Origin of the sequence: Cupriavidus sp. SIMBA_020, from assembly GCF_046535395.1 — a bacterium.
GTDB classification, from domain to species: domain Bacteria; phylum Pseudomonadota; class Gammaproteobacteria; order Burkholderiales; family Burkholderiaceae; genus Cupriavidus; species Cupriavidus campinensis.
On record NZ_JAWRWU010000023.1, the window covers coordinates 1 to 17883 of the forward strand.

Consider the following 17883-nt stretch of genomic DNA (forward strand, 5'->3'; position numbering starts at 1 on the left):
ATGGTCCACAAGGCTGCCCAGCGCACCCAGACGCCGCACGCATCCATCGCCCCGGTGCACGCGCCGGTGATCGAGTACTGATATTCAAGGTAGGTGGCGCGGCATCATCAGCCGGGCCACCCTGAATGGGCACAGGGCGAAAGGCGGTAGCCGCTATGACACGCAATCACAAACTTGGTCGTAAGCTGGAAATGGCTGCCGTTGCCTTCGCGACGGGGTTCTCATCTCACGGTCACACCTCTTCGTCCCTCGGCATGCTGGCTGGAACGCTGGCGGTTTGCGCCCTGGTCGCACGCAGCGCGTTCAACAGGCGCTCACCGGGGGCGGGTTTCATGTTGCTCCCCCCCGGTATGACGAAACATCTTCATTAATGCGCCGGTGCCCAGCCGGTGCACGCCCCGGTCATCGAGCGCTGATCGTCGGCCCCAGCCCGGGCGCCCCGAACCGCCAGGACAGCCGCTGCGCGGCCTGGCGGACCAGCGCGGCGGTATCGCTGTCCGTGGCGCTGTCGAAGCTGCCGCTGCTGCCCATCACGGCGATGACGATGGCCAGCGCCCCGGTATGGTCGAACACCGGCGCGGCCAGCGTGTCGATGCCGGGCACCGGCTTGCTGACGGCGTTGTCGATCCCTGTCGCTTTCACCGCTTTCAGCCGGTTGGCATAGCCCGGCGGCGTCCCGTCCGGGGTGCCGGCCATGCGGATGGCGTCCTGGGCCAGCGCGCCGGCCAGTACATCCGGCGGCAGATGGGCGGCGACGGTCCGCCCGATGGCCGTATTGACCATCGACAACACCGTGCCAACGCGCAGGCTCACATGCTGGGGCCGCGCCGCTTCCTCCAACCGGATCACCGTGGGCCCCAGCGGCCCAAGCACCGCCATGGCCACGGACAAGCCCGTGGCATGGGCCAGGGCGATGATCTCGGGCTCGGCCTCCCGCGTGGGCGACAGCCGTTGCAGCGCCACCAGCCCCAGGTCCAGGCTCAATGCCCCGGCCACGAAATCCCCCGATGCATTGCGCGACAGCAGCCCGATCTTCTGCAGGCTGACCAGATGCGGAAACGCCTTGGCCGGCGCCATGCCGGCCGCGCGCGCCAGTTCGCCCAGCGGCAGGGGCCGACCGGCCGCGACCAGCGCCATCAGCAGCTGCCCCGTGTTGCCGAGCGACTGGATGCCGCGCTGCGGCTTGGCGCCGCCGGTTAGCGTGTCGTCGCTCATGCGGGAGCCTTGTCGATGGTGGCGGCGAAGGCGGCGGCGATGGTGGTGCCGATGTCCCGCGCGGCGTCGCGCAGGGCGGTGGCTACCGGGCCGCTCCAGTCCACGTCGATGCCGCCTGTGGAGCCAATCACCGTCAGCACCAGCCGCAGCGCGCCTTCGCCATCCTGCAACGGCACCGCGAGGCTGCTCACGGCGGGGCTGGGCGAGTCGATGCTGCGCTCCATGCCGCGCGCGCGGATGTCGTCGAGCTGGCGCAGGAAGGCGGGCAGGTCGGCCCCCTGCGGATGCTGTCGCGCCCAGATGGCCTGCCAGTCCCCTGGCGGCTGGAATGCGCAATAGGTGCGGCCGGTGGCCGTGGCGGCCAGCGCCATGACTGTGCCCACGTGCAGGTTCACATGCAGCGGCGTGCCGGCGTGGGCGTAGTGGACGATGGTCGGCCCCTGCGGCGTGGGCAGGCTGATCGCCACGCTGAAGCCGATGCGCGCGGCCAGCGCCTGCACGCGCGGCACGGCGGCGCGATAGGCGGGATCGTGATCGAGGTGGAGCATGCCGAGCCGCAGCGCCAGCGGGCCGGGCTCGTAGTAACCGTCGATATGGTCGCGCTTGATCAGCCCGAGCCGCGTCAGGCTGACCAGATAGGTATGCGCCTGCGCCGGCGCCAGTTGCGCGGCGGCAGCAAGGTCGGCCAGCGACATCGGCCGGCGCGCGTCGGCCAGCGCCCGCAGCACGCGGCCGCCCACCTCCACGCTCTGGATGCCGCGCTGCGCGCGCTCGGTGCTGTCAGTGCTGTCGCTGGGTTCGGCCATGCCGATGTCTGCCCTGATCCGTGCTGGGGAAGCCCAGATAGTAATGGAATCAGGCATGGAAGCCATGTGCGGACCGTGCCGCCCGGCGTACTATGCCTGCTTCATTGACAACCAGAGGTTGGCAACGCATGGACAAGGCCAGGGTGTTGACGCTGTTCCTGGGCGTGGTGCGCGCCAAGAGCTTCGCGCGGGCGGCCGTGGAGGCCGAGGTCACGCCGCAGGCGGTCAGCAAGGCGGTGCGCACGCTGGAGGAATACCTCGGGGTGCGGCTGTTCCATCGCACCACGCGCAAGCTGAGCCTGACCACCGAGGGCGCCCGGCTGTTCGAGCTGGCCGAGCCCGGCATGCGCCAGCTTGACGAGGCCCTCGAGCAGGTGCGCAGCAGCCGCAGCGAGGACGACGGCATGGTCCGCGTGACCGCCCCGCACTCGGTGGGCGCCCGCGTGCTGGTGCCGCTGATCCGGGCGTTCCGGGAGGAATATCCCGGCATCACCTTCGATGTGGTGCTCACCGACCTGTTCACCGATCTGGTCGAGGCGAAGATCGACATCGGCTTCCGCGCCGGCACCAGCCCCGGCCAGAACCTCGTCGCCCGCAAGCTGTGCGACCTGCCGCTGCTGATCTGCGCCGCCCCCGAATACCTGGCCCGCCACGGCACGCCGGACTCGCTCGACGCCCTGCGCCGCCACGCCTGCACCGGCTTCCGCCGCCCGGTCACGGGCCGGCTGCTGCCGTGGGAGCTGATGGTCGATGGCGACCTGGTCTACCTGGAGGTGCCGGCCGTGGCCACCTTCAGCGACGTGGAGACCGAGATCGAGGCGGTGCGCGCCGGCATCGGCATTGGCCAGCTACAGGCCTACATGGTGCAGGACGATCTGGCGGCCGGGCGGTTGGTGTCGATCCTCCCGGCCTACCGCAGCAGCAGCGTCGGCCTCTATATGTATTACCCGCACCGCACCCACGTGCCCGCGCGCGTGCGCCGTTTTATCGACTTCGTGATGGCGGCCAACCCGGAGACCCTGCCGGCGCTGGCCGGGGGCGAGGGTAAAGGCGGGTAAGGCCGGGTAGGGGGTTTCCCGCACGCCCCACGGCAGCATGCGGCCTGGCGGGGTGTTTAGCGAATGACAATTCGATTTGCCATTGACTAAGATCAACGGGATTCCTAAGCTTGGCCTATCCCCCGCATCGAGACCGACATGGCAAAAGCATTCGCATCCCAGGCCGACCTGGAAGCCAAGCAGATCACCTTCACCCAGTTGTCCGAGAACGCCTACGCCTACACGGCCGAGGGCGACCCCAATTCGGGCGTGATCATCGGCGACGATGGCGTGCTGATCGTGGACACCACCGCCACCCCGGCGATGGCGCAGGACCTGATCGCCCGCATCCGCCAGATCACCGACAAGCCGATCAAGTACGTGGTGCTCTCCCACTATCACGCGGTGCGCGTGCTGGGCGCGTCCGCGTACTTCGCCGAAGGGGCGCAGCAGGTCATCGCCAGCCGGGGCACCTACGAGATGATCGTGGAGCGCGGCGAGGCCGACATGAAGTCCGAGATCGAGCGCTTTCCGCGCCTGTTCGCCGGCGTGGAGACGGTGCCGGGCCTGACCTGGCCGACGCTGGTCTTCGACAAGGAAATCACCCTGTTCCTCGGCAAGCTGGAGGTGCGCATCGCCCATCTGGGCGCCGGCCACACCAAGGGCGACACCGTGGTCTGGCTGCCGCAGCAGAAGGTGCTGTTCTCGGGCGATCTGGTCGAGTACGACGCCGCCTGCTACTGCGGCGACGCCCAGCTTGCCCAATGGCCGGCTACGCTGGACGCGCTGGCCGCGTTGCAGCCGCAGAAGCTGGTGCCGGGCCGCGGCCCCGCGCTGACCACGCCTGCCGACGTGGCCAAGGGCATCGCCTACACCAAGGACTTCGTCACCACGCTGCTCCAGGCCGGCCGGGAAGCCGTGGCGGAGCGCATGGACCTGAAGGCCGCCATGGCGCATACGCGCAAGGCCATGGACCCGAAGTTCGGCCAGGTGTTCATCTACGAGCACTGCCTGCCGTTCGATGTCTCGCGCGCGTTCGACGAGGCCGCCGGCATCACCCATCCGCGCATCTGGACCGCCCAGCGCGACCAGGAGATGTGGGCCGCGCTGCAGGACTGAGCCATGGCCACGGATGCCATCGATACCGCCATCGATACCGCCATCGAGCCGGATTACCAGCGCCAGCAGTACGCCTACACGCCGTGCGCGGAGCAGCGCCCGGGCCATGCCGCCGGCGCGCCGCACCCTGTGGTGGTGGTCGGGGCCGGCCCGGTCGGGCTGGCCACCGCCATCGACCTTGCCCGGCATGGCGTGCCGGTGGTGCTGATCGACGATGACTGCACGCTCTCTACCGGCTCGCGCGCCATCTGCTTCGCCAAGCGCACGCTGGATATCTTCGACCGCCTCGGCTGCGCCGGCCGCATGGTCGAGAAGGGCGTGCGCTGGCACCTCGGCAAGGTCTTCCTGCGCGACAGCCTGGTCTACGCCTTCGACCTCCTGCCCGAGTCCGGCCACCAGCGCCCGGCCTTCATCAACCTCCAGCAGTATTACGTCGAGGGCTATCTGCTCGATCTGGCGCGCGCGCTGCCTAACATCGACATCCGCTGGAAAAGCCGCGCGGTGAACCTGGAGTCGCGCGATGACCATGTGGCGCTGACCGTGGAGACGCCCGATGGCTGCTACACGCTGTGCGGCCGCTACGTAGTGGCTGCCGACGGCTCGCGCAGCGGCCTGCGCAAGCTGATGGGGCTGGAGAGCCACGGCCATACCTTCCGGGACCGCTTCCTGATTGCCGATGTGAAGATGGAGGCCGCGTTCCCGCCCGAGCGCTGGTTCTGGTTCGATCCGCCCTTCCACCCGAACCAGTCGGTGCTGCTGCACCGGCAGCCGGACAACGTCTGGCGCATCGACTTCCAGCTCGGCTGGGATGCCGATCCGGTGCTGGAGAAAACACCCGAACGGGTGATCCCGCGCGTGCGGGCGCTGCTCGGCCCGGAGGCGAAGTTCGAGCTGGAGTGGGTCAGCGTCTACACCTTCTCCTGCGTGCGCATGGACCGCTTCCGCCATGGCCGCGTGCTGTTCGCGGGCGATGCGGCGCATGGCGTCTCGCCGTTCGGCGCGCGCGGCGCCAACAGCGGCGTGCAGGATGCCGAGAACCTCGCCTGGAAGCTCGCCTATGTGCTGGCGGGCCGCGCGCCGGACAGCCTGCTGGACACCTACGCCAGCGAGCGCGAGTTTGCCGCCGACGAGAATATCCGCCATTCCACGCGTTCCACCGATTTCATCACCCCCAAGAGCGCCGTCAGCCGCACCTTCCGCGACGCCGTGCTCACGCTGGCGCGGGACCACGGGTTTGCGCGGCAACTGGTAAACAGCGGGCGGCTCTCGGTGCCGGCCGTGCTCCACGAATCGCCGCTCAATACGGCCGATGGCGATGGCGAGACGTTTGCCGGGACGATGGTGCCGGGCGCGGCGTGTGCCGATGCGCCGGTATGTGGCATGGCTGGCGTGACGGGTGAGCCGTGGCTGCTGCCCCGGCTGGGCGACCAGTTCGTGGCGCTGATTTTCGGCGCGCCGGCCGGGCTCGATGCGGCGACCCGCAGCGCGCTGCAAGCCTTGCAGCAGGGTGCGGTGCCGCTGCGGCTGGTCTTCGTGACCGACGCGGCCATCGCCGCCTCCGCCGATCCGTGGCCCGGCGCCACCGTGGTCCGTGATGTGGAAGGGCTGGCCGCCCGCCGCTACGACGCCCGTGCGGGCACCTGCTACCTGATCCGCCCGGACCAGCACGTCTGCGCACGCTGGCGGACGGTGGATGCGGCGCGCATCGGTGCCGCGCTGGACCGCGCCATCGGTCAGGCAGGGCAGGGCCGGCCAGCGGTCGCCCCGGCTCCGAAACCAATGGCGATGGCGTGACCGCCCGCACCGCGCCCCTGCCAGGAGACCCGCCGATGCCCCTCAACACCGCGCCGAACCTCACGCGCCCCGACGACTTCTACGAGGCGCTGATCGACATGCACCGCGACCTCGACGACGCCGCCAGCCAGGCCGCCAACGCCCGGCTGATCCTGCTACTGGCCAACCATATCGGCGATCACCAGACGCTGCTCGAAGCCCTCGCGCTGGCCCGCGAGGCGCCGTAGGGCACCCCCGGTCGCCCTTGGGGCCAGCCGGACGCGTTACGCGTTACCATGGCAGCACCGACCACAGGGAAGGAGTTCGTCATGCCGAGCCGTTGCCTTGCCGCAGTGAAGTGCCATGCCGTCGTTCTCCTCGCATTGGGTGCCTGCCTCCCGGCCTATGCCCAGACTCAGCCCCAACCCCAGCCCGGTGGCGCGGCCGCCATCGACAACGTCATTGGCGATGCCGTGAAGGAGGGCGAATCGCCGTACCGCCCCACGCCGCGCCCGCCCGGCGCCGCCGCGCCCACCCAGCAAACCATCGACGACGCGGAATGCCAGCAGTTGATGAGGCAGATGAACGAGACGCCCAAGCGCAGCTACAAGCCCGGCGCGCCGATGGAGAACAGCCAGGGCAGTGACGTGATGTCAGTCGAGCGCGACCGCACCCGCCGGCAGTTGCAGAAGACGTTCAAGGAGAAGTGCGGGACGTAGGATTGCTGCGTCGCAGTATCTTCAGGCCGTCCCCAAGCTGTGCCCCAACGCCCCGATCCGGGGCGTTTTTGTTTCCCCAGTCCTGCCTTTCGCCCCATCCCCGGGAATAACACATTTGTTTCATGGTAATCCATGATGGAACACTTGTTGCTCAATGCCTAGCATTGCAACACCTGACGCATCCATCCAACCAGGAGTGTTTCCCATGTCCAAGTCGATTTCCGTCCGCCCGGTGCTGAGCCTGATCGCCACCGCCACCGCCACCGCCACCGCCGCCGCCCTGGCCACCGCCGCGCCGACCTTCGCCGCCGACGTGGCCGCCAGCCCGACGCTCACCAAGATCAAGTCGTCCGGCACGATCTCGATCGGACACCGCACCTCGTCGATCCCGTTTTCCTACTACGACGGCAACCAGAAGGTGATTGGCTTCTCGCAGGACATCTGTGACCGCGTGATCGACAGCGTGAAGAAGGAAGTGGGCGCGGCCAGCCTGCAGGTGCGCATGGTGCCGGTAACCTCGCAGAACCGGATCTCGCTGGTGCAGAACGGCACGGTGGACCTGGAGTGCGGCGTCACCACCAACCTGAAGTCGCGCCAGCAGCAGGTGGCGTTCTCGACCACGTTCTTCGTGGCCGGCACGCGGCTGCTGGTGAAGAAGGGCAGCCCGATCCACGACTTTGGCGATTTGTCGGGCAAGGCCGTGGTGACCAACGCGGGTACCACCTCGGAACGCATCCTGCGCAAGCTCAACGACGAGAAGCAGGCCAATATCACGATCCAGAGCGCCAAGGACTACGGCGAGTCCTTCCTGATCCTGCAGTCGGGCCGGGTGGCCGCGTTCATGATGGATGACGTGCTGCTGTCCGGCGCCCGCACGCTGGCGCCCAACCCCGGCGACTGGAACGTGGTCGGCACGCCGCAGTCGTTCGAGGCCTACGCGTTCATGCTGCGCAAGGACGATCCCGGCTTCAAGCAGGTGGTGGACGGCGCCATCAGCGGCCTGATCAAGAGCGGCGAGATCCACACGCTGTACGCCAAGTGGTTTGCCAAGCCGGTGCCGCCCAAGAACATCAGCTTCGACCTGCCGCTCAGCGAGCCGATGAAGAAGGCCTACGCTAACCCCAACGACGAGGCATTCGAATAAGTCCGAAAGACGGCAGGGCTAGCCGCGCTGGGCCGGCAGGTAGGCGCCGGTGCGGTGGAGCTGGCCCTCGGTCTGCTCCAGCGCGCGGATCGCGCCCTTGCCCTTGCGGGCCAGCAGCTGCTCCACCAGCGCCTCGACCATCGCCACGCCGGCCGTGATCGACGGGAAGAAAGACGGGCTGTCGATGGCGAACAGCAGCGTGCAGTCCGCCTCCAGCGCGATGGGCGCCACCGTGCTGTCCGTCAGCGCCACGACCTTGCAGCCGGCCTCCCGTGCGGCCGAGGCCACGCGCAGGCTCTCCTGCGAGTACGGCGCGAACGCGGTGACCAGCACCACGTCCTTGGCGGTCAGCGCGCGCAGTTCCATCTCCAGCGTGCCGGCATCGCCGCGCACCAGGTGCACCGAACTGCGGAACAGCCGGTAGATATAGTGGAACGTGAACGCGATCGGGAAGCACGAGCGGAAGCCGGCCACGTAGACGTTGGGCGCCGCCGCGAGCAGGTCGGCGGCCTGCGGCAGCGTTTCGGCGTTGTTGGCCAGCAGCGCGTCCAGGTTGTGATGCTGGACTTCGATCATCTCGGCCAGCATCTGGTTCGAGCCGGATTCCTTCACCACCTTGCGCGCCCGCTTGGCGTAGGGCTGCGCGCCCTGGTCGCGCATCGCCTCCATGAACAGCTCGCGCAGGCCCTGCCAGCCTTCGAACCCGAGCGACTGCGACAGCCGCACAAGTGTCGCGGGCTGCACTCCGGCATTGGCGGCCACCTTGCGCATCGAATGCAGCGCGATGTCATGCGGATGGTCGAGCAGGTAGCGCGCGCCGCTCTGGAACTGCGCGCTCAGCGTCGGGAAATCGGCGCGGAGCTGGGTCAGCAGGGCATCGAGCGAAGAGGGCGAGGCAGGGGTGGTGTCAGGGGACATGGGCGAGGGCGGAACGCGGAATGCAACGATTGTTGCACAGGTCGGCGCCCCGTCCTCACGCCGATTATCGGATCGAATGTTTCTTTTGCATCGATAAATGAAACACATGTTGCAAAGAGGGCGCGCTTGTTCCTATACTCGCACCTGACTTCGGCGCCCCGCACAGGACAGCTTCTCCCATCATGACGCACGTATTCCATCGCAATCCCAAGCAAACCATGCCCGTGGCCGTTGGCGGCCAGGGGGTCGAGCTGATCGACAGCACCGGCAAGCGCTACCTGGATGCCTCCGGCGGCGCGGCGGTGTCGTGCCTTGGCCACGGCCACCCGCGCGTGGTGGCGGCCATCAAGGCGCAGGTCGATACGCTCGCCTACGCCCATACCTCGTTCTTTACCACCGAAGTCTCCGAGACGCTGGCCCGTACGCTGGCCGAGGCCGCGCCCGGTGACCTGGACCACGTCTACTTCGTCTCGGGCGGCTCGGAGGCCGTGGAAGCCGCGCTGAAGCTCGCGCGCCAGTATTTCGTCGAGACCGGCCAGCCGCAGCGCCGCCACTTCATCGCGCGCCGCCAGAGCTACCACGGCAACACGCTCGGCGCGCTGGCGATTGGCGGCAACGCGTGGCGGCGCGAGCCGTTCCTGCCGCTGCTGGTGCCCGCGCACCATGTGTCGCCGTGCTATGCGTATCGCGACCAGGCCGCCGGCGAGACGGACGCCCAGTACGCGCAACGGCTGGCGGACGAACTCGAAGCCAAGATCCTTGAACTGGGGCCGGAGAGCGTGGCCGCCTTCGTCGCCGAAACCGTGGTCGGCGCCACGGCTGGCGCGGTGCCGCCGGTGGGCGACTACCTGAAGCGCATTCGCGCCGTGTGCGACAAGTACGGCGTGCTGCTGATCCTCGACGAGGTGATGTCAGGCATGGGCCGCACCGGCCATCTCTTTGCCTGCGCGGAAGACGGCGTGGTGCCGGACATCGTCACCATCGCCAAGGGCCTCGGCGCCGGCTACCAGCCGATTGGCGCGATGATGTCCACGCGCCGGATCTACGAGGCCATCGTCGGCGGCAGCGGCTTCTTCCAGCACGGCCACACCTATATCGGCCATGCCACGGCCTGCGCGGCGGCGCTGGCGGTGCAGCAGACCATCGCCGCAGACAATCTGCTCGATAACGTGCTGGCGCGTGGCGAGCAGTTGCGCGCGCGGCTGCGCGAGGCGCTGGGCGACCATCCGAACCTGGGCGATGTGCGCGGGCGCGGGCTGTTCGTCGGCGTGGAGTTCGTGGCCGACCGCGCCACCCAGGCCACGCTCGACCCGGCCCGCAAGACCCACGCGCTGCTCAAGCGCACGTGCATGGAGCACGGCGTGCTGGTCTATCCGATGGGCGGCACCGTCGATGGCGTGCACGGCGATCATGTGCTGTTTGCGCCGCCTTTCATCTGCACGGCGGCGGACATCGACAATATCGTGGACCGTTTCGCACAGGCCGTGCGCGTGGTCCTGCCCGCTTGAGATTGAGATACCCCATGACTGAAGACACCCTGCGTCGTCCCTTCGCGCTGGCCGTGGCGCCCAACGGCGCCCGCAAGACCCACGCGGATCACGCGCGGCTGCCGATGACCCCGGACGAACTGGCCCAATGCGCCCGTGAATGCGTGGACGCCGGCGCCGCCATGATCCACCTGCACGTGCGCCGCGCCGATGGCACGCACAGCCTGGAGGTGGCCGACTACGCGCCAGCCATCGCGGCGGTGCGGCAGGCCGTGGGCGACGCGCTGGTCCTGCAACTGACCACCGAGGCCGTGGGCATCTACCAGCCGGCCCAGCAGATCGCCACTGTCCGGGCGCTGCGTCCCGAGGCGGCGTCCGTGGCCGTGCGCGAACTGGTGCCGGACCCCGCCGCGCTGCCCGCTGCCGCCGAGTTCTTCGGCTGGATGCACCGCGAGCATGTGGTGGCGCAATACATCCTCTACGATGCCGCCGACGTGCACCGCTACGCCGCGCTGCGCGAAAGCGGGGCGATCCCGGCCGGGCGCCACTGGGTGCTGTTCGTGCTGGGCCGCTATTCGGCGGGACAGAAGTCCGCGCCGGCGGACCTGCTGCCGTTCCTTGCCGCCTGGCGCGAGACCGGGCTGGAAGGCACCGGCGTGGAATGGGCCGTCTGCGCGTTTGGCAGGCAGGAAGCCGACTGTGCCGCCGCTGCCGTGATGCTCGGCGGCCACGCGCGCATCGGCTTCGAGAACAACATGGCCCTGCCGGACGGCGCCACGGCGCCGGACAACGCCGCGCTGCTGCGCGCCGTGGCGGCGCCGCTGGGCGGGCTGGGCTACGCGGCGATGACGGCGGCGCAACTGCGCGAGCGGTTCGACGCCTGACGGCTGCCTCCCCTCTCCCGCCCCTCTCCCGCCCGCTCTCCCGCCCGCTCTCCCGCCCGCTCTCCCGCCCGCGGGAAGGGGGGAGGCACATCGGCCGTTTCCGCTACGCTGGCGGCTTCATCGTCCCTCACCCCCGGAGCACCGATGTCCCAGCCGCCTGTTTCCCCTGCCACCGCGCCGCTGGCGCGAGACACCGTGCGCAGCCTGCGCGCGTCGCGCATCCGCGAGGTGGCCAACGCGGGCATCGGCCTGCCCGATGTGCTGCCGTTCTGGTTCGGCGAGTCGGACCAGGTCACGCCGGCGTTTATCCGGGATGCCGCCAGCCAGGCGCTGGCGTCCGGCGCCACGTTCTACACCCACAACCTCGGCATTCCGCCGCTGCGCGCCGCGCTGGCCGGCCACGTGAGCCGCCTGCACGGCGACACGCCAGTCGGCAACGTGGCCGTGACCAGCGCCGGCGTCAACGCGCTGATGCTGGCCGCCCAGCTCGTCACCGGCCCCGGCGACCGCGTGGTGGCCGTGACGCCGCTCTGGCCCAACCTCGTCGAGATCCCGCGCATCCTCGGCGCCACGGTGGAGACGGTGACGCTGGACTACGGCCCCCACGGCTGGGCGCTCGACGTGGACAAGCTGCTCGCCGCGCTGACGCCGGGCACGCGCGCGGTGATGATCAATTCGCCGAACAATCCCACCGGCTGGGTCATGCCGCGCGCCGCCCAGCAGGCCGTGTTCGACCACTGCCAGCGGCACGGCATCTGGATCATCGCCGACGAAGTCTACGAGCGGCTCTACTACGGCCCGGAAGGGACCATCGCGCCGTCCTTCCTCGACATCGCCCCGCGTGACGCCCGCGTGATCGCCGTCAATTCGTTCTCCAAGGCGTGGCTGATGACCGGCTGGCGGCTCGGCTGGATGGTGCTGCCGGCGGCGCTGATGGACGACCTCGGCAAGCTGGTGGAATACAACACCTCCTGCGCGCCGTCGTTCGTGCAGGAGGCCGGCGTGGCGGCGGTGACTGAAGGCGAGGCCTTCACGCAGGATCTGGTGCTGCGCCTGCGCGGCGCGCGCGATCATCTGGTGGGCGCGCTGTCGGCCCTGCCGGGCGTGGACGCCCACGCGCCCGAAGGCGCGATGTACGTGTTCTTCAAGCTGGCCGGCGCCACAGACAGCCTCGCGCTGTGCAAGCAACTGGTGCGCGAAGCCCACCTCGGCCTGGCCCCGGGTAGCGCCTTCGGCGACGAGGGCGAAGGCTTCGTGCGCTGGTGCTATGCGTGCGACGTGGAACGGCTGGATGAGGGCGTGCGGCGGCTGTCCGCCTTCCTCAAGACAGGCGCCTGACTTACTCCCATCCCCCGCCCAGCGCCTGCATCAGTGCCGCCGAGTCCGCCAGCCGGGTGGCGGTGGCCTGAGAGAGGTCGAGGGCGGCCTGGCGGGACTGGCGTTCGGCGTCCAGCAGGGTGAACTGGCTGACGCCGCCGAGCCGGTACTGCTCGGTCACGATGGCCAGTGTGCCGCGCGTCTGGCGGGCGTTGTCCTCGCGGGCCTGGAGGGTGGCGGCGTCGGCGTCGAGCGCGCGCAGCGTATCGGCCACGTTCTGCAAGCCTTGCAGCACCGCCTGCTGGTAGGCGCCGAGCGACTGCTCGTAGGCCGCCTCCTTGGCCCGCTTGCGGGCGCGCAGCTCGCCACCATGGAACACGGGCTGGACCACGCCGGCCGCCAGGCTCCACACATTCATGCTGCTGAACAGGTCGCGCGCGCGCATCTCCTGCGTGCCGCCGCTGGCCGTCAGCGTGATCTGCGGATAGAGGTTGGCCGTGGCCACGCCGATATCGGCCGATGCCTGATGCAGCAGCGCCTCCGCGGCGCGGATGTCGGGGCGGCGGCGGGCCAGTTCGGCGGGCAGGCTGACGGGCAGGGCCTCGGGCAGGGTCAGGTCTTCGAGGCCGAATTCCGGTAGCTGCGCGCTGGCCGGGGTCTGGCCGATGTAGACGGCCAACTGGTGGCGCGTGACATCGATCTGCTGGGAGAGGCCCGGAATCAGCGCCTGCGTCTGCGCCAGTTCGGCCTGCTGGCGCTGCACGTCCACGCGCGCCACGCCGCCCAGCTTGAGGCGCTCGGTCATGATGCCGAGCTGGCGGCGCTGCGCGTCGGCGATCGCCACGGTATCGGCCAGCTGGGCGCGCAGCCCGGCTTCGCGGATGGCCGCCGTCACCACATTGGCGGCCAGCGAGAGCCGCGCGGCCTCAAGTTCGTAGCGCTGGTAATCGACAGCCGCCTGCAAGCCTTCCAGTTCGCGCCGCTGCCCGCCGAAGAGGTCCAGCGCGTAGGAGACCTGCACGGTGGCGTTGTAGAGCGTGAACGGGCCGGGGCTGGGGAACTGGGTGATGCCGACCGAGGTCAGGTCCACCTGCTGGCGCGTGGCGTTGAGCGAGGCATCGACGGTGGGAAACCGCGTGGCGCCGGTGCGCGCGTTGAGGTTCTCCTGGGCCTCCCGCAGCCGGGCGCTGGCCTGCGTGAGCGTGGGGCTGGCTGCCAGCGCGGCGCGCACGGTGGCGTCCAGCTTGTCGCTGCCGAACAGGGTCCACCATTGCTGGGGCGGGTCGCCGGGCACGAAGGACTGCGACTTGCCCAGCGCCGGCACGGTCGCCACCGGCTGCGGCCCCGGGGTGTAGCGCGCGTCGGGCACGGCAGCGGGGGACTGGAAATCGGGGCCGACCGCGCAGCCGGCCAGCGAGAGCAACAGGGCAAGCGAGACGAGCCGCATGGCATCCCCCTCAGTCGAGCGTGCGCTTGTAGAAGCGCACCGCGATGGTCATGACGACGGCCGTGAACAGCGCCATCGGCCAGACGTTCGGCCATAACTCCACCCAGCCGCTGCCCTTGAGCAGGATGCTGCGGATCACCCGGTTGAAGTAGGTCATCGGCAGCACGTTGCCAATCCACTGCGCCCACGTGGGCATGCCGGCGAACGGGAACATGAAGCCGGACAGCAGGATGTTGGGCAGGAAGTAGAAGAACGTGAGCTGCACCGCCTGCAGCTGGTTCTTGGCCAGCGAGGACAGCGTGATGCCCACCGTCAGGTTGGCCGCGATGAACAGCAGCGCCGCCAGGTACACGCCCACTACGGAGCCGAGGAAGGGCACCTGGAACACGTAGCGCGCCGCCAGCAGGATGATGGTGGACTGGATCAGGCCGATGAAGATGTACGGCACGATCTTGCCGGAGATGACCTCCAGCGGCTGCACCGGCGTGGCGAGCAGGTTCTCCATCGTGCCGCGCTCGCGTTCGCGGGTCATCGCCAGGCCGGTCATCATCACCATCGTCATGGTCAGGATCACGCCCATCAGGCCGGGGACGATGTTGTACTGGGTGATGCCCTCGGGGTTGTAGAGGCGCTGCACGTTGACGTCGAAGGCGGGTTTGCCGCCGGCCAGCGGGGCCAGCGCGCCCTTGAGGTCGATGCGCGCCACGCTGACCGGCAGCTGCGCCAGCGCGCCGATGGCGGGGCCGGTGGCCGAGGGGTCTGTGGCGTCGGCCTCGACCAGGATCACCGGGCGCTCGCCGCGCAGCAGCTTGCGCGAGAAATCGGTGGGGATGCTGACCACGAACTGCACGTCGCCGCGCAGCAGGGCCTCGCGCCCGGCGGCCTCGTCCGGCAGGGTACGCACCACGCGGAAATAGGTGGTGTTCTCCAGCGCGTGGACGAAGGTGCGCGAGAAATCACTATGCTCGGCGACGATCACGGCGGTCGGCATATGGCGCGGGTCGCTGTTGATGGCGAAGCCGAACAGCAGCAGCTGCATGATCGGCAGGCCGACGATCATGCCGAAGGTGATGCGGTCGCGCCGCAGCTGGAGGAACTCCTTCAGCACGATGCTCCACCAGCGCTGGACGGAGAAGCGGGCGTTGGCGCTCACGATTGCCCCTGCGCGGACTTGCCCGGCTGCGCCGCCATGTTGTCCTGGGCACCGCTCATCATGTGGATGAACACGTCCTCCAGGCTGGTTTCGGTCAGGTGGATGCGGTGATGCGCGCCGGCGTAGCGCTTCAGCGTCTGCTCGAGCTGGCCGGCATCCTTGCCAGTGACGTGCAGCGCCGTGCCGAAGGCCACGGTTTGCTCCACGCCGGGCTGGCCCTGCAGCTGGATGGAGAGCGCGGCGAGGTCGTCGCCCTCCACGCTCCACGTGGCCAGGTGCTGGCCGGCCACCACCTCCGCCGCCGTGCCCTGCGCCAGCAGCCGGCCATAGGCGATATAGGCGAGCTTGTGGCAGCGCTCGGCCTCATCCATATAGTGCGTGCTGACCAGCACCGAGATGCCGTGCGCGGCCAGCTGGTGAAGCTGCTCCCAGAAGTCGCGCCGGGCCTTGGGATCGACCCCGGCGGTGGGTTCGTCGAGCAGCAGCAGCTTGGGCTCGTGCAGCAGGCACGCCGCCAGCGCCAGCCGCTGCTTCCATCCGCCGGACAGCGAGCCGGCCAACTGCGCGGCGCGCGATTGCAGGCCGAGGTCTTCCAGCGCGCGGTCCACGGCCTCGCGGCGGTTGGGCATGGCGTAGACGCGGGCCACGAACTCGAGGTTCTCGCGGATCGACAGGTCTTCCCAGTAGGAAAAGCGCTGTGTCATATAGCCGACGTTGCGCTTGATCTCGGCGGCCTGCTTCAGGATGTCGAAGCCCAGGCAGGTGCCCGAGCCCGAGTCCGGCGTCAGCAGCCCGCACATCATGCGGATGGAGGTGGTCTTGCCGCTGCCGTTGGGGCCGAGGAAGCCGAAGATCTCGCCGCGCGCCACCTGCATGGTCAGGTCGTTGACCACGTGCTTGTCGCCGAAGCGCTTGTTCAGCCCCTTGACGTCGATCGCCAGCGCGCCGTTGGCGCGATCCACGGCGTCGTTCATGACTGCGCCACCTCCACGGGCTGGCCGGGGCGCAGCTTGGGGGCGTCCTCGGGCGTGGGGCGGGCCTCGATCAGGAAGACCAGTTTGCGGCGCGTTTCGTTGCTGTAGATGACGGGCGGCGTGAACTCGGCCTCGTTCGACACATAGGTGATCCTGGCCGCGACCGGCGCCGCGCAGCCGTCGCAGCGGATCTGCACCGACTGGCCGTTCTTCAGCGCGCCGACCGCTGCCTCGGGCACGTAGAAGCGCACCTTGACGTTGGCGGGCGGCAGCATGCGCACCACGGGGCTGCCGGCGGGCACCCATTCGCCGGGGCGGTAGGGCACGTCGTAGACCAGCCCGGCGGCGGTGGCGTTGACCGACTTGCGCGAGAGCTTCCATTCCGCCTGCGCCAGCGCGGCGCGCGCGGCCTCCACCTGGGCCTGCTGGGCGGTGAGCTGGTCCTTGCGGCCGGGCAGGCGGGCGACGTCGATATCCCGTTGCAGCTCGCGCACGCGCGCCGCGTCGGCATCGGCCGTGGCGCGGGTCTCGTCCAGCTGCGCGCGGGAGATGCCGCCGATCTCGAACTGCGCCTCGTCGCGCTTGCGCTGGGCCGCACTGCGCGTGGCCTGGGCACGCGCCTGCGCGAGCTGGGCCTGGTTCACGGCCACTTCCACGGGCCGCTTGCCGATCTGGATATCGGCCAGTTGCGCCTCGGCCACCCGCACCTGCTCGGCGGCCTGCTGGCGCGCGGCGCGTTCGTCGTCGGATTCGAGCACGAACAGCGGCGCGCCGTTGGCCACCTGCTGGCCGCGATCGACGGTCAGCTTTTCCAGCCGCCCCGCGAAGGGCGACGCCACGGCGACGAATTCGCCCTCGACATAGCCTTGCCAGGTGACGGGCTTGTCGTTGCTGCAGGCGGCCAGCGCGGCGCAGGCGGCGAGCAGGAGGAGGCACCGCAGGAGGCACTGCAGGAGGCACTGCGGAAGGCGGGAGGGCATGCGCGGCTCCATGGCGTTAGGTCGACGAAGGGGATGCGGGCGCGGACAGCCCGTGGGCCAGCAGGGCGGTCACGTGGCGCACCAGCGTGTCGGTGTCGATGGCTTCCGCGCCGGGCAGGCGCTGCCAGATATGGCTGGTGGCCAGCGGCAGCAGCGTCAGGCCGATCAGCGAAACCATGACCAGCGCGGGCTCCAGGCCCGGATTGAGCTGGCCGCGCGCCTGCGCCGCCATCAACGGGCCGGTGATCAGCGTGGCGCGCTGCGTGGCCACGCGCTGCACCAGCCGTTCGCGCAACTGGCCCTCGACGCCGACGATCTCGCGTATCCACAGCCCCGGGAACCACGGCGTGGCCGACGCCACCCGGATCAGCCGGCCCGCGAGGCCCTGGATCAGCGTGCTCACATCAGGCGGCGGGCCATCGCTGGGGGGCGGGGCGCCGCTGAAGACCTGATCGACCAGCGGCAGCAGCCGTTCCTCGAACACCGCTTCCAGCAACTGCTCGCGCTCGCGGAAGTAGTAATGGACCAGCGCCGGGGTCACGCCGGCCTCGGCGGCAATCGCCTTGGTCGATGTGGCGGCTACGCCATGCCGGGCGAACAGGGTTACGGCGGCGTCGATCAGGCGGTCGCGCTGGCCGGCATCGGCGCGGGCGGCGGCGGGACGGCCCGGGCGCCGGGCGTCCGGGCTGGTCATAGCTTTGGGTGGGTGGGGTGGCTTGGTTGGCATCGGGCGCAGCGGTTCGTATCGGCTGAATATTAATTTTCGAATTAATTAATTCAAGGCACGTTACAAAGTCGGCGCGGGGCACCGTGCTTTTATTGTTGCGATGCAACAACCGCGGTAGACACGTCAGGAGCGCTTGGCTATGCTTCGCGCCAGTCTCGGATGGCCGCTGTGGCGCATCCGTCC

At 69.4% G+C, this 17883-nt stretch carries 17 protein-coding genes; 9 read left to right on the forward strand and 8 right to left on the reverse strand.

Annotated features, from left to right (window positions below; genetic code table 11):
• Window positions 1-402: 402 nt before the first annotated feature.
• Window positions 403-1215 carry an IclR family transcriptional regulator gene (locus SB751_RS27075; protein ID WP_144203073.1) on the reverse strand — a complete coding sequence of 271 codons (813 nt, stop codon included), beginning with the start codon at window positions 1213-1215 and terminating at the stop codon, window positions 403-405.
• Window positions 1212-2021, reverse strand: a complete 810-nt coding sequence (locus tag SB751_RS27080; protein WP_410748742.1) for an IclR family transcriptional regulator — start codon at window positions 2019-2021, stop codon at window positions 1212-1214. Before SB751_RS27080 ends, SB751_RS27075 begins: the two co-directional genes overlap by 4 nt.
• Before the next feature lie 128 nt (window positions 2022-2149).
• On the opposite strand from SB751_RS27080, the gene SB751_RS27085 reads away from it, so the two are divergent.
• The 6 genes from SB751_RS27085 (at window position 2150) to SB751_RS27110 (ending at window position 7813) form a co-directional block, all read left to right on the forward strand.
• Window positions 2150-3079 (forward strand): LysR family transcriptional regulator, encoded by a 930-nt coding sequence (locus tag SB751_RS27085; protein WP_410748743.1) that lies wholly within the window; start codon window positions 2150-2152, stop codon window positions 3077-3079.
• A gap of 138 nt (window positions 3080-3217) precedes the next feature.
• Window positions 3218-4177 (forward strand): MBL fold metallo-hydrolase, encoded by a 960-nt coding sequence (locus SB751_RS27090; RefSeq protein ID WP_144203082.1) that lies wholly within the window; start codon window positions 3218-3220, stop codon window positions 4175-4177.
• 3 nt (window positions 4178-4180) lie between these two features.
• Entirely contained in the window at window positions 4181-5971 is a 1791-nt protein-coding gene (locus tag SB751_RS27095; protein ID WP_144203084.1) for an FAD-dependent oxidoreductase, read from the forward strand.
• A 35-nt stretch (window positions 5972-6006) separates the two neighbouring features.
• Window positions 6007-6198 (forward strand): DUF2783 domain-containing protein, encoded by a 192-nt coding sequence (locus SB751_RS27100; protein WP_144203087.1) that lies wholly within the window; start codon window positions 6007-6009, stop codon window positions 6196-6198.
• 81 nt (window positions 6199-6279) lie between these two features.
• Window positions 6280-6669, forward strand: coding sequence for a hypothetical protein (locus SB751_RS27105; protein WP_144203090.1), 390 nt, complete (start codon window positions 6280-6282; stop codon window positions 6667-6669).
• Window positions 6670-6874: 205 nt separating this feature from the next.
• Entirely contained in the window at window positions 6875-7813 is a 939-nt protein-coding gene (locus SB751_RS27110; protein ID WP_410748744.1) for a glutamate/aspartate ABC transporter substrate-binding protein, read from the forward strand.
• Window positions 7814-7831: 18 nt separating this feature from the next.
• Here SB751_RS27110 and SB751_RS27115 read toward each other — a convergent pair whose 3' ends face one another.
• Window positions 7832-8731 (reverse strand): MurR/RpiR family transcriptional regulator, encoded by a 900-nt coding sequence (locus SB751_RS27115; RefSeq protein WP_211943997.1) that lies wholly within the window; start codon window positions 8729-8731, stop codon window positions 7832-7834.
• A gap of 182 nt (window positions 8732-8913) precedes the next feature.
• On the opposite strand from SB751_RS27115, the gene SB751_RS27120 reads away from it, so the two are divergent.
• The 3 genes from SB751_RS27120 to SB751_RS27130 all read left to right on the forward strand — a co-directional run bounded on the left by SB751_RS27120 (window position 8914) and on the right by SB751_RS27130 (window position 12440).
• A complete protein-coding gene (locus tag SB751_RS27120; RefSeq protein ID WP_211943996.1) occupies window positions 8914-10239 on the forward strand; it encodes an aspartate aminotransferase family protein in 1326 nt (441 codons plus the stop codon).
• A gap of 14 nt (window positions 10240-10253) precedes the next feature.
• Window positions 10254-11102, forward strand: coding sequence for a 3-keto-5-aminohexanoate cleavage protein (locus SB751_RS27125; RefSeq protein WP_244845040.1), 849 nt, complete (start codon window positions 10254-10256; stop codon window positions 11100-11102).
• 144 nt (window positions 11103-11246) lie between these two features.
• The gene (locus SB751_RS27130) at window positions 11247-12440 is read left to right on the forward strand and encodes a pyridoxal phosphate-dependent aminotransferase (RefSeq protein ID WP_410748745.1); all 1194 of its coding nucleotides are present in this window, start codon (window positions 11247-11249) and stop codon (window positions 12438-12440) included.
• Window position 12441: 1 nt separating this feature from the next.
• Here SB751_RS27130 and SB751_RS27135 read toward each other — a convergent pair whose 3' ends face one another.
• Genes SB751_RS27135 through SB751_RS27155 form a run of 5 tightly spaced genes read right to left on the reverse strand, consistent with a single transcriptional unit; the run spans window position 12442 to window position 17700 of the window.
• Entirely contained in the window at window positions 12442-13866 is a 1425-nt protein-coding gene (locus SB751_RS27135; protein ID WP_410748746.1) for an efflux transporter outer membrane subunit, read from the reverse strand.
• A gap of 10 nt (window positions 13867-13876) precedes the next feature.
• Window positions 13877-15019 carry an ABC transporter permease gene (locus SB751_RS27140; protein WP_211943994.1) on the reverse strand — a complete coding sequence of 381 codons (1143 nt, stop codon included), beginning with the start codon at window positions 15017-15019 and terminating at the stop codon, window positions 13877-13879.
• Window positions 15016-15993 carry an ABC transporter ATP-binding protein gene (locus SB751_RS27145; protein WP_313818775.1) on the reverse strand — a complete coding sequence of 326 codons (978 nt, stop codon included), beginning with the start codon at window positions 15991-15993 and terminating at the stop codon, window positions 15016-15018. Before SB751_RS27145 ends, SB751_RS27140 begins: the two co-directional genes overlap by 4 nt.
• A complete protein-coding gene (locus tag SB751_RS27150; protein WP_313818776.1) occupies window positions 15990-16973 on the reverse strand; it encodes an HlyD family secretion protein in 984 nt (327 codons plus the stop codon). The genes SB751_RS27145 and SB751_RS27150 overlap by 4 nt, the downstream gene beginning before the upstream one ends.
• Before the next feature lie 16 nt (window positions 16974-16989).
• The gene (locus SB751_RS27155; protein ID WP_144203114.1) at window positions 16990-17700 is read right to left on the reverse strand and encodes a TetR/AcrR family transcriptional regulator; all 711 of its coding nucleotides are present in this window, start codon (window positions 17698-17700) and stop codon (window positions 16990-16992) included.
• Window positions 17701-17883 lie beyond the last annotated feature (183 nt).

Coding starts and splice junctions, on each gene's coding strand:
- SB751_RS27075 (WP_144203073.1), bottom strand. CDS start 1,215: ATGAGCGACGACACGCTAACCGGCGGCGCCAAGCCGCAGCGCGGCATC.
- SB751_RS27080 (WP_410748742.1), bottom strand. CDS start 2,021: ATGGCCGAACCCAGCGACAGCACTGACAGCACCGAGCGCGCGCAGCGC.
- SB751_RS27085 (WP_410748743.1), top strand. CDS start 2,150: ATGGACAAGGCCAGGGTGTTGACGCTGTTCCTGGGCGTGGTGCGCGCC.
- SB751_RS27090 (WP_144203082.1), top strand. CDS start 3,218: ATGGCAAAAGCATTCGCATCCCAGGCCGACCTGGAAGCCAAGCAGATC.
- SB751_RS27095 (WP_144203084.1), top strand. CDS start 4,181: ATGGCCACGGATGCCATCGATACCGCCATCGATACCGCCATCGAGCCG.
- SB751_RS27100 (WP_144203087.1), top strand. CDS start 6,007: ATGCCCCTCAACACCGCGCCGAACCTCACGCGCCCCGACGACTTCTAC.
- SB751_RS27105 (WP_144203090.1), top strand. CDS start 6,280: ATGCCGAGCCGTTGCCTTGCCGCAGTGAAGTGCCATGCCGTCGTTCTC.
- SB751_RS27110 (WP_410748744.1), top strand. CDS start 6,875: ATGTCCAAGTCGATTTCCGTCCGCCCGGTGCTGAGCCTGATCGCCACC.
- SB751_RS27115 (WP_211943997.1), bottom strand. CDS start 8,731: ATGTCCCCTGACACCACCCCTGCCTCGCCCTCTTCGCTCGATGCCCTG.
- SB751_RS27120 (WP_211943996.1), top strand. CDS start 8,914: ATGACGCACGTATTCCATCGCAATCCCAAGCAAACCATGCCCGTGGCC.
- SB751_RS27125 (WP_244845040.1), top strand. CDS start 10,254: ATGACTGAAGACACCCTGCGTCGTCCCTTCGCGCTGGCCGTGGCGCCC.
- SB751_RS27130 (WP_410748745.1), top strand. CDS start 11,247: ATGTCCCAGCCGCCTGTTTCCCCTGCCACCGCGCCGCTGGCGCGAGAC.
- SB751_RS27135 (WP_410748746.1), bottom strand. CDS start 13,866: ATGCGGCTCGTCTCGCTTGCCCTGTTGCTCTCGCTGGCCGGCTGCGCG.
- SB751_RS27145 (WP_313818775.1), bottom strand. CDS start 15,993: ATGAACGACGCCGTGGATCGCGCCAACGGCGCGCTGGCGATCGACGTC.
- SB751_RS27150 (WP_313818776.1), bottom strand. CDS start 16,973: ATGCCCTCCCGCCTTCCGCAGTGCCTCCTGCAGTGCCTCCTGCGGTGC.
- SB751_RS27155 (WP_144203114.1), bottom strand. CDS start 17,700: ATGCCAACCAAGCCACCCCACCCACCCAAAGCTATGACCAGCCCGGAC.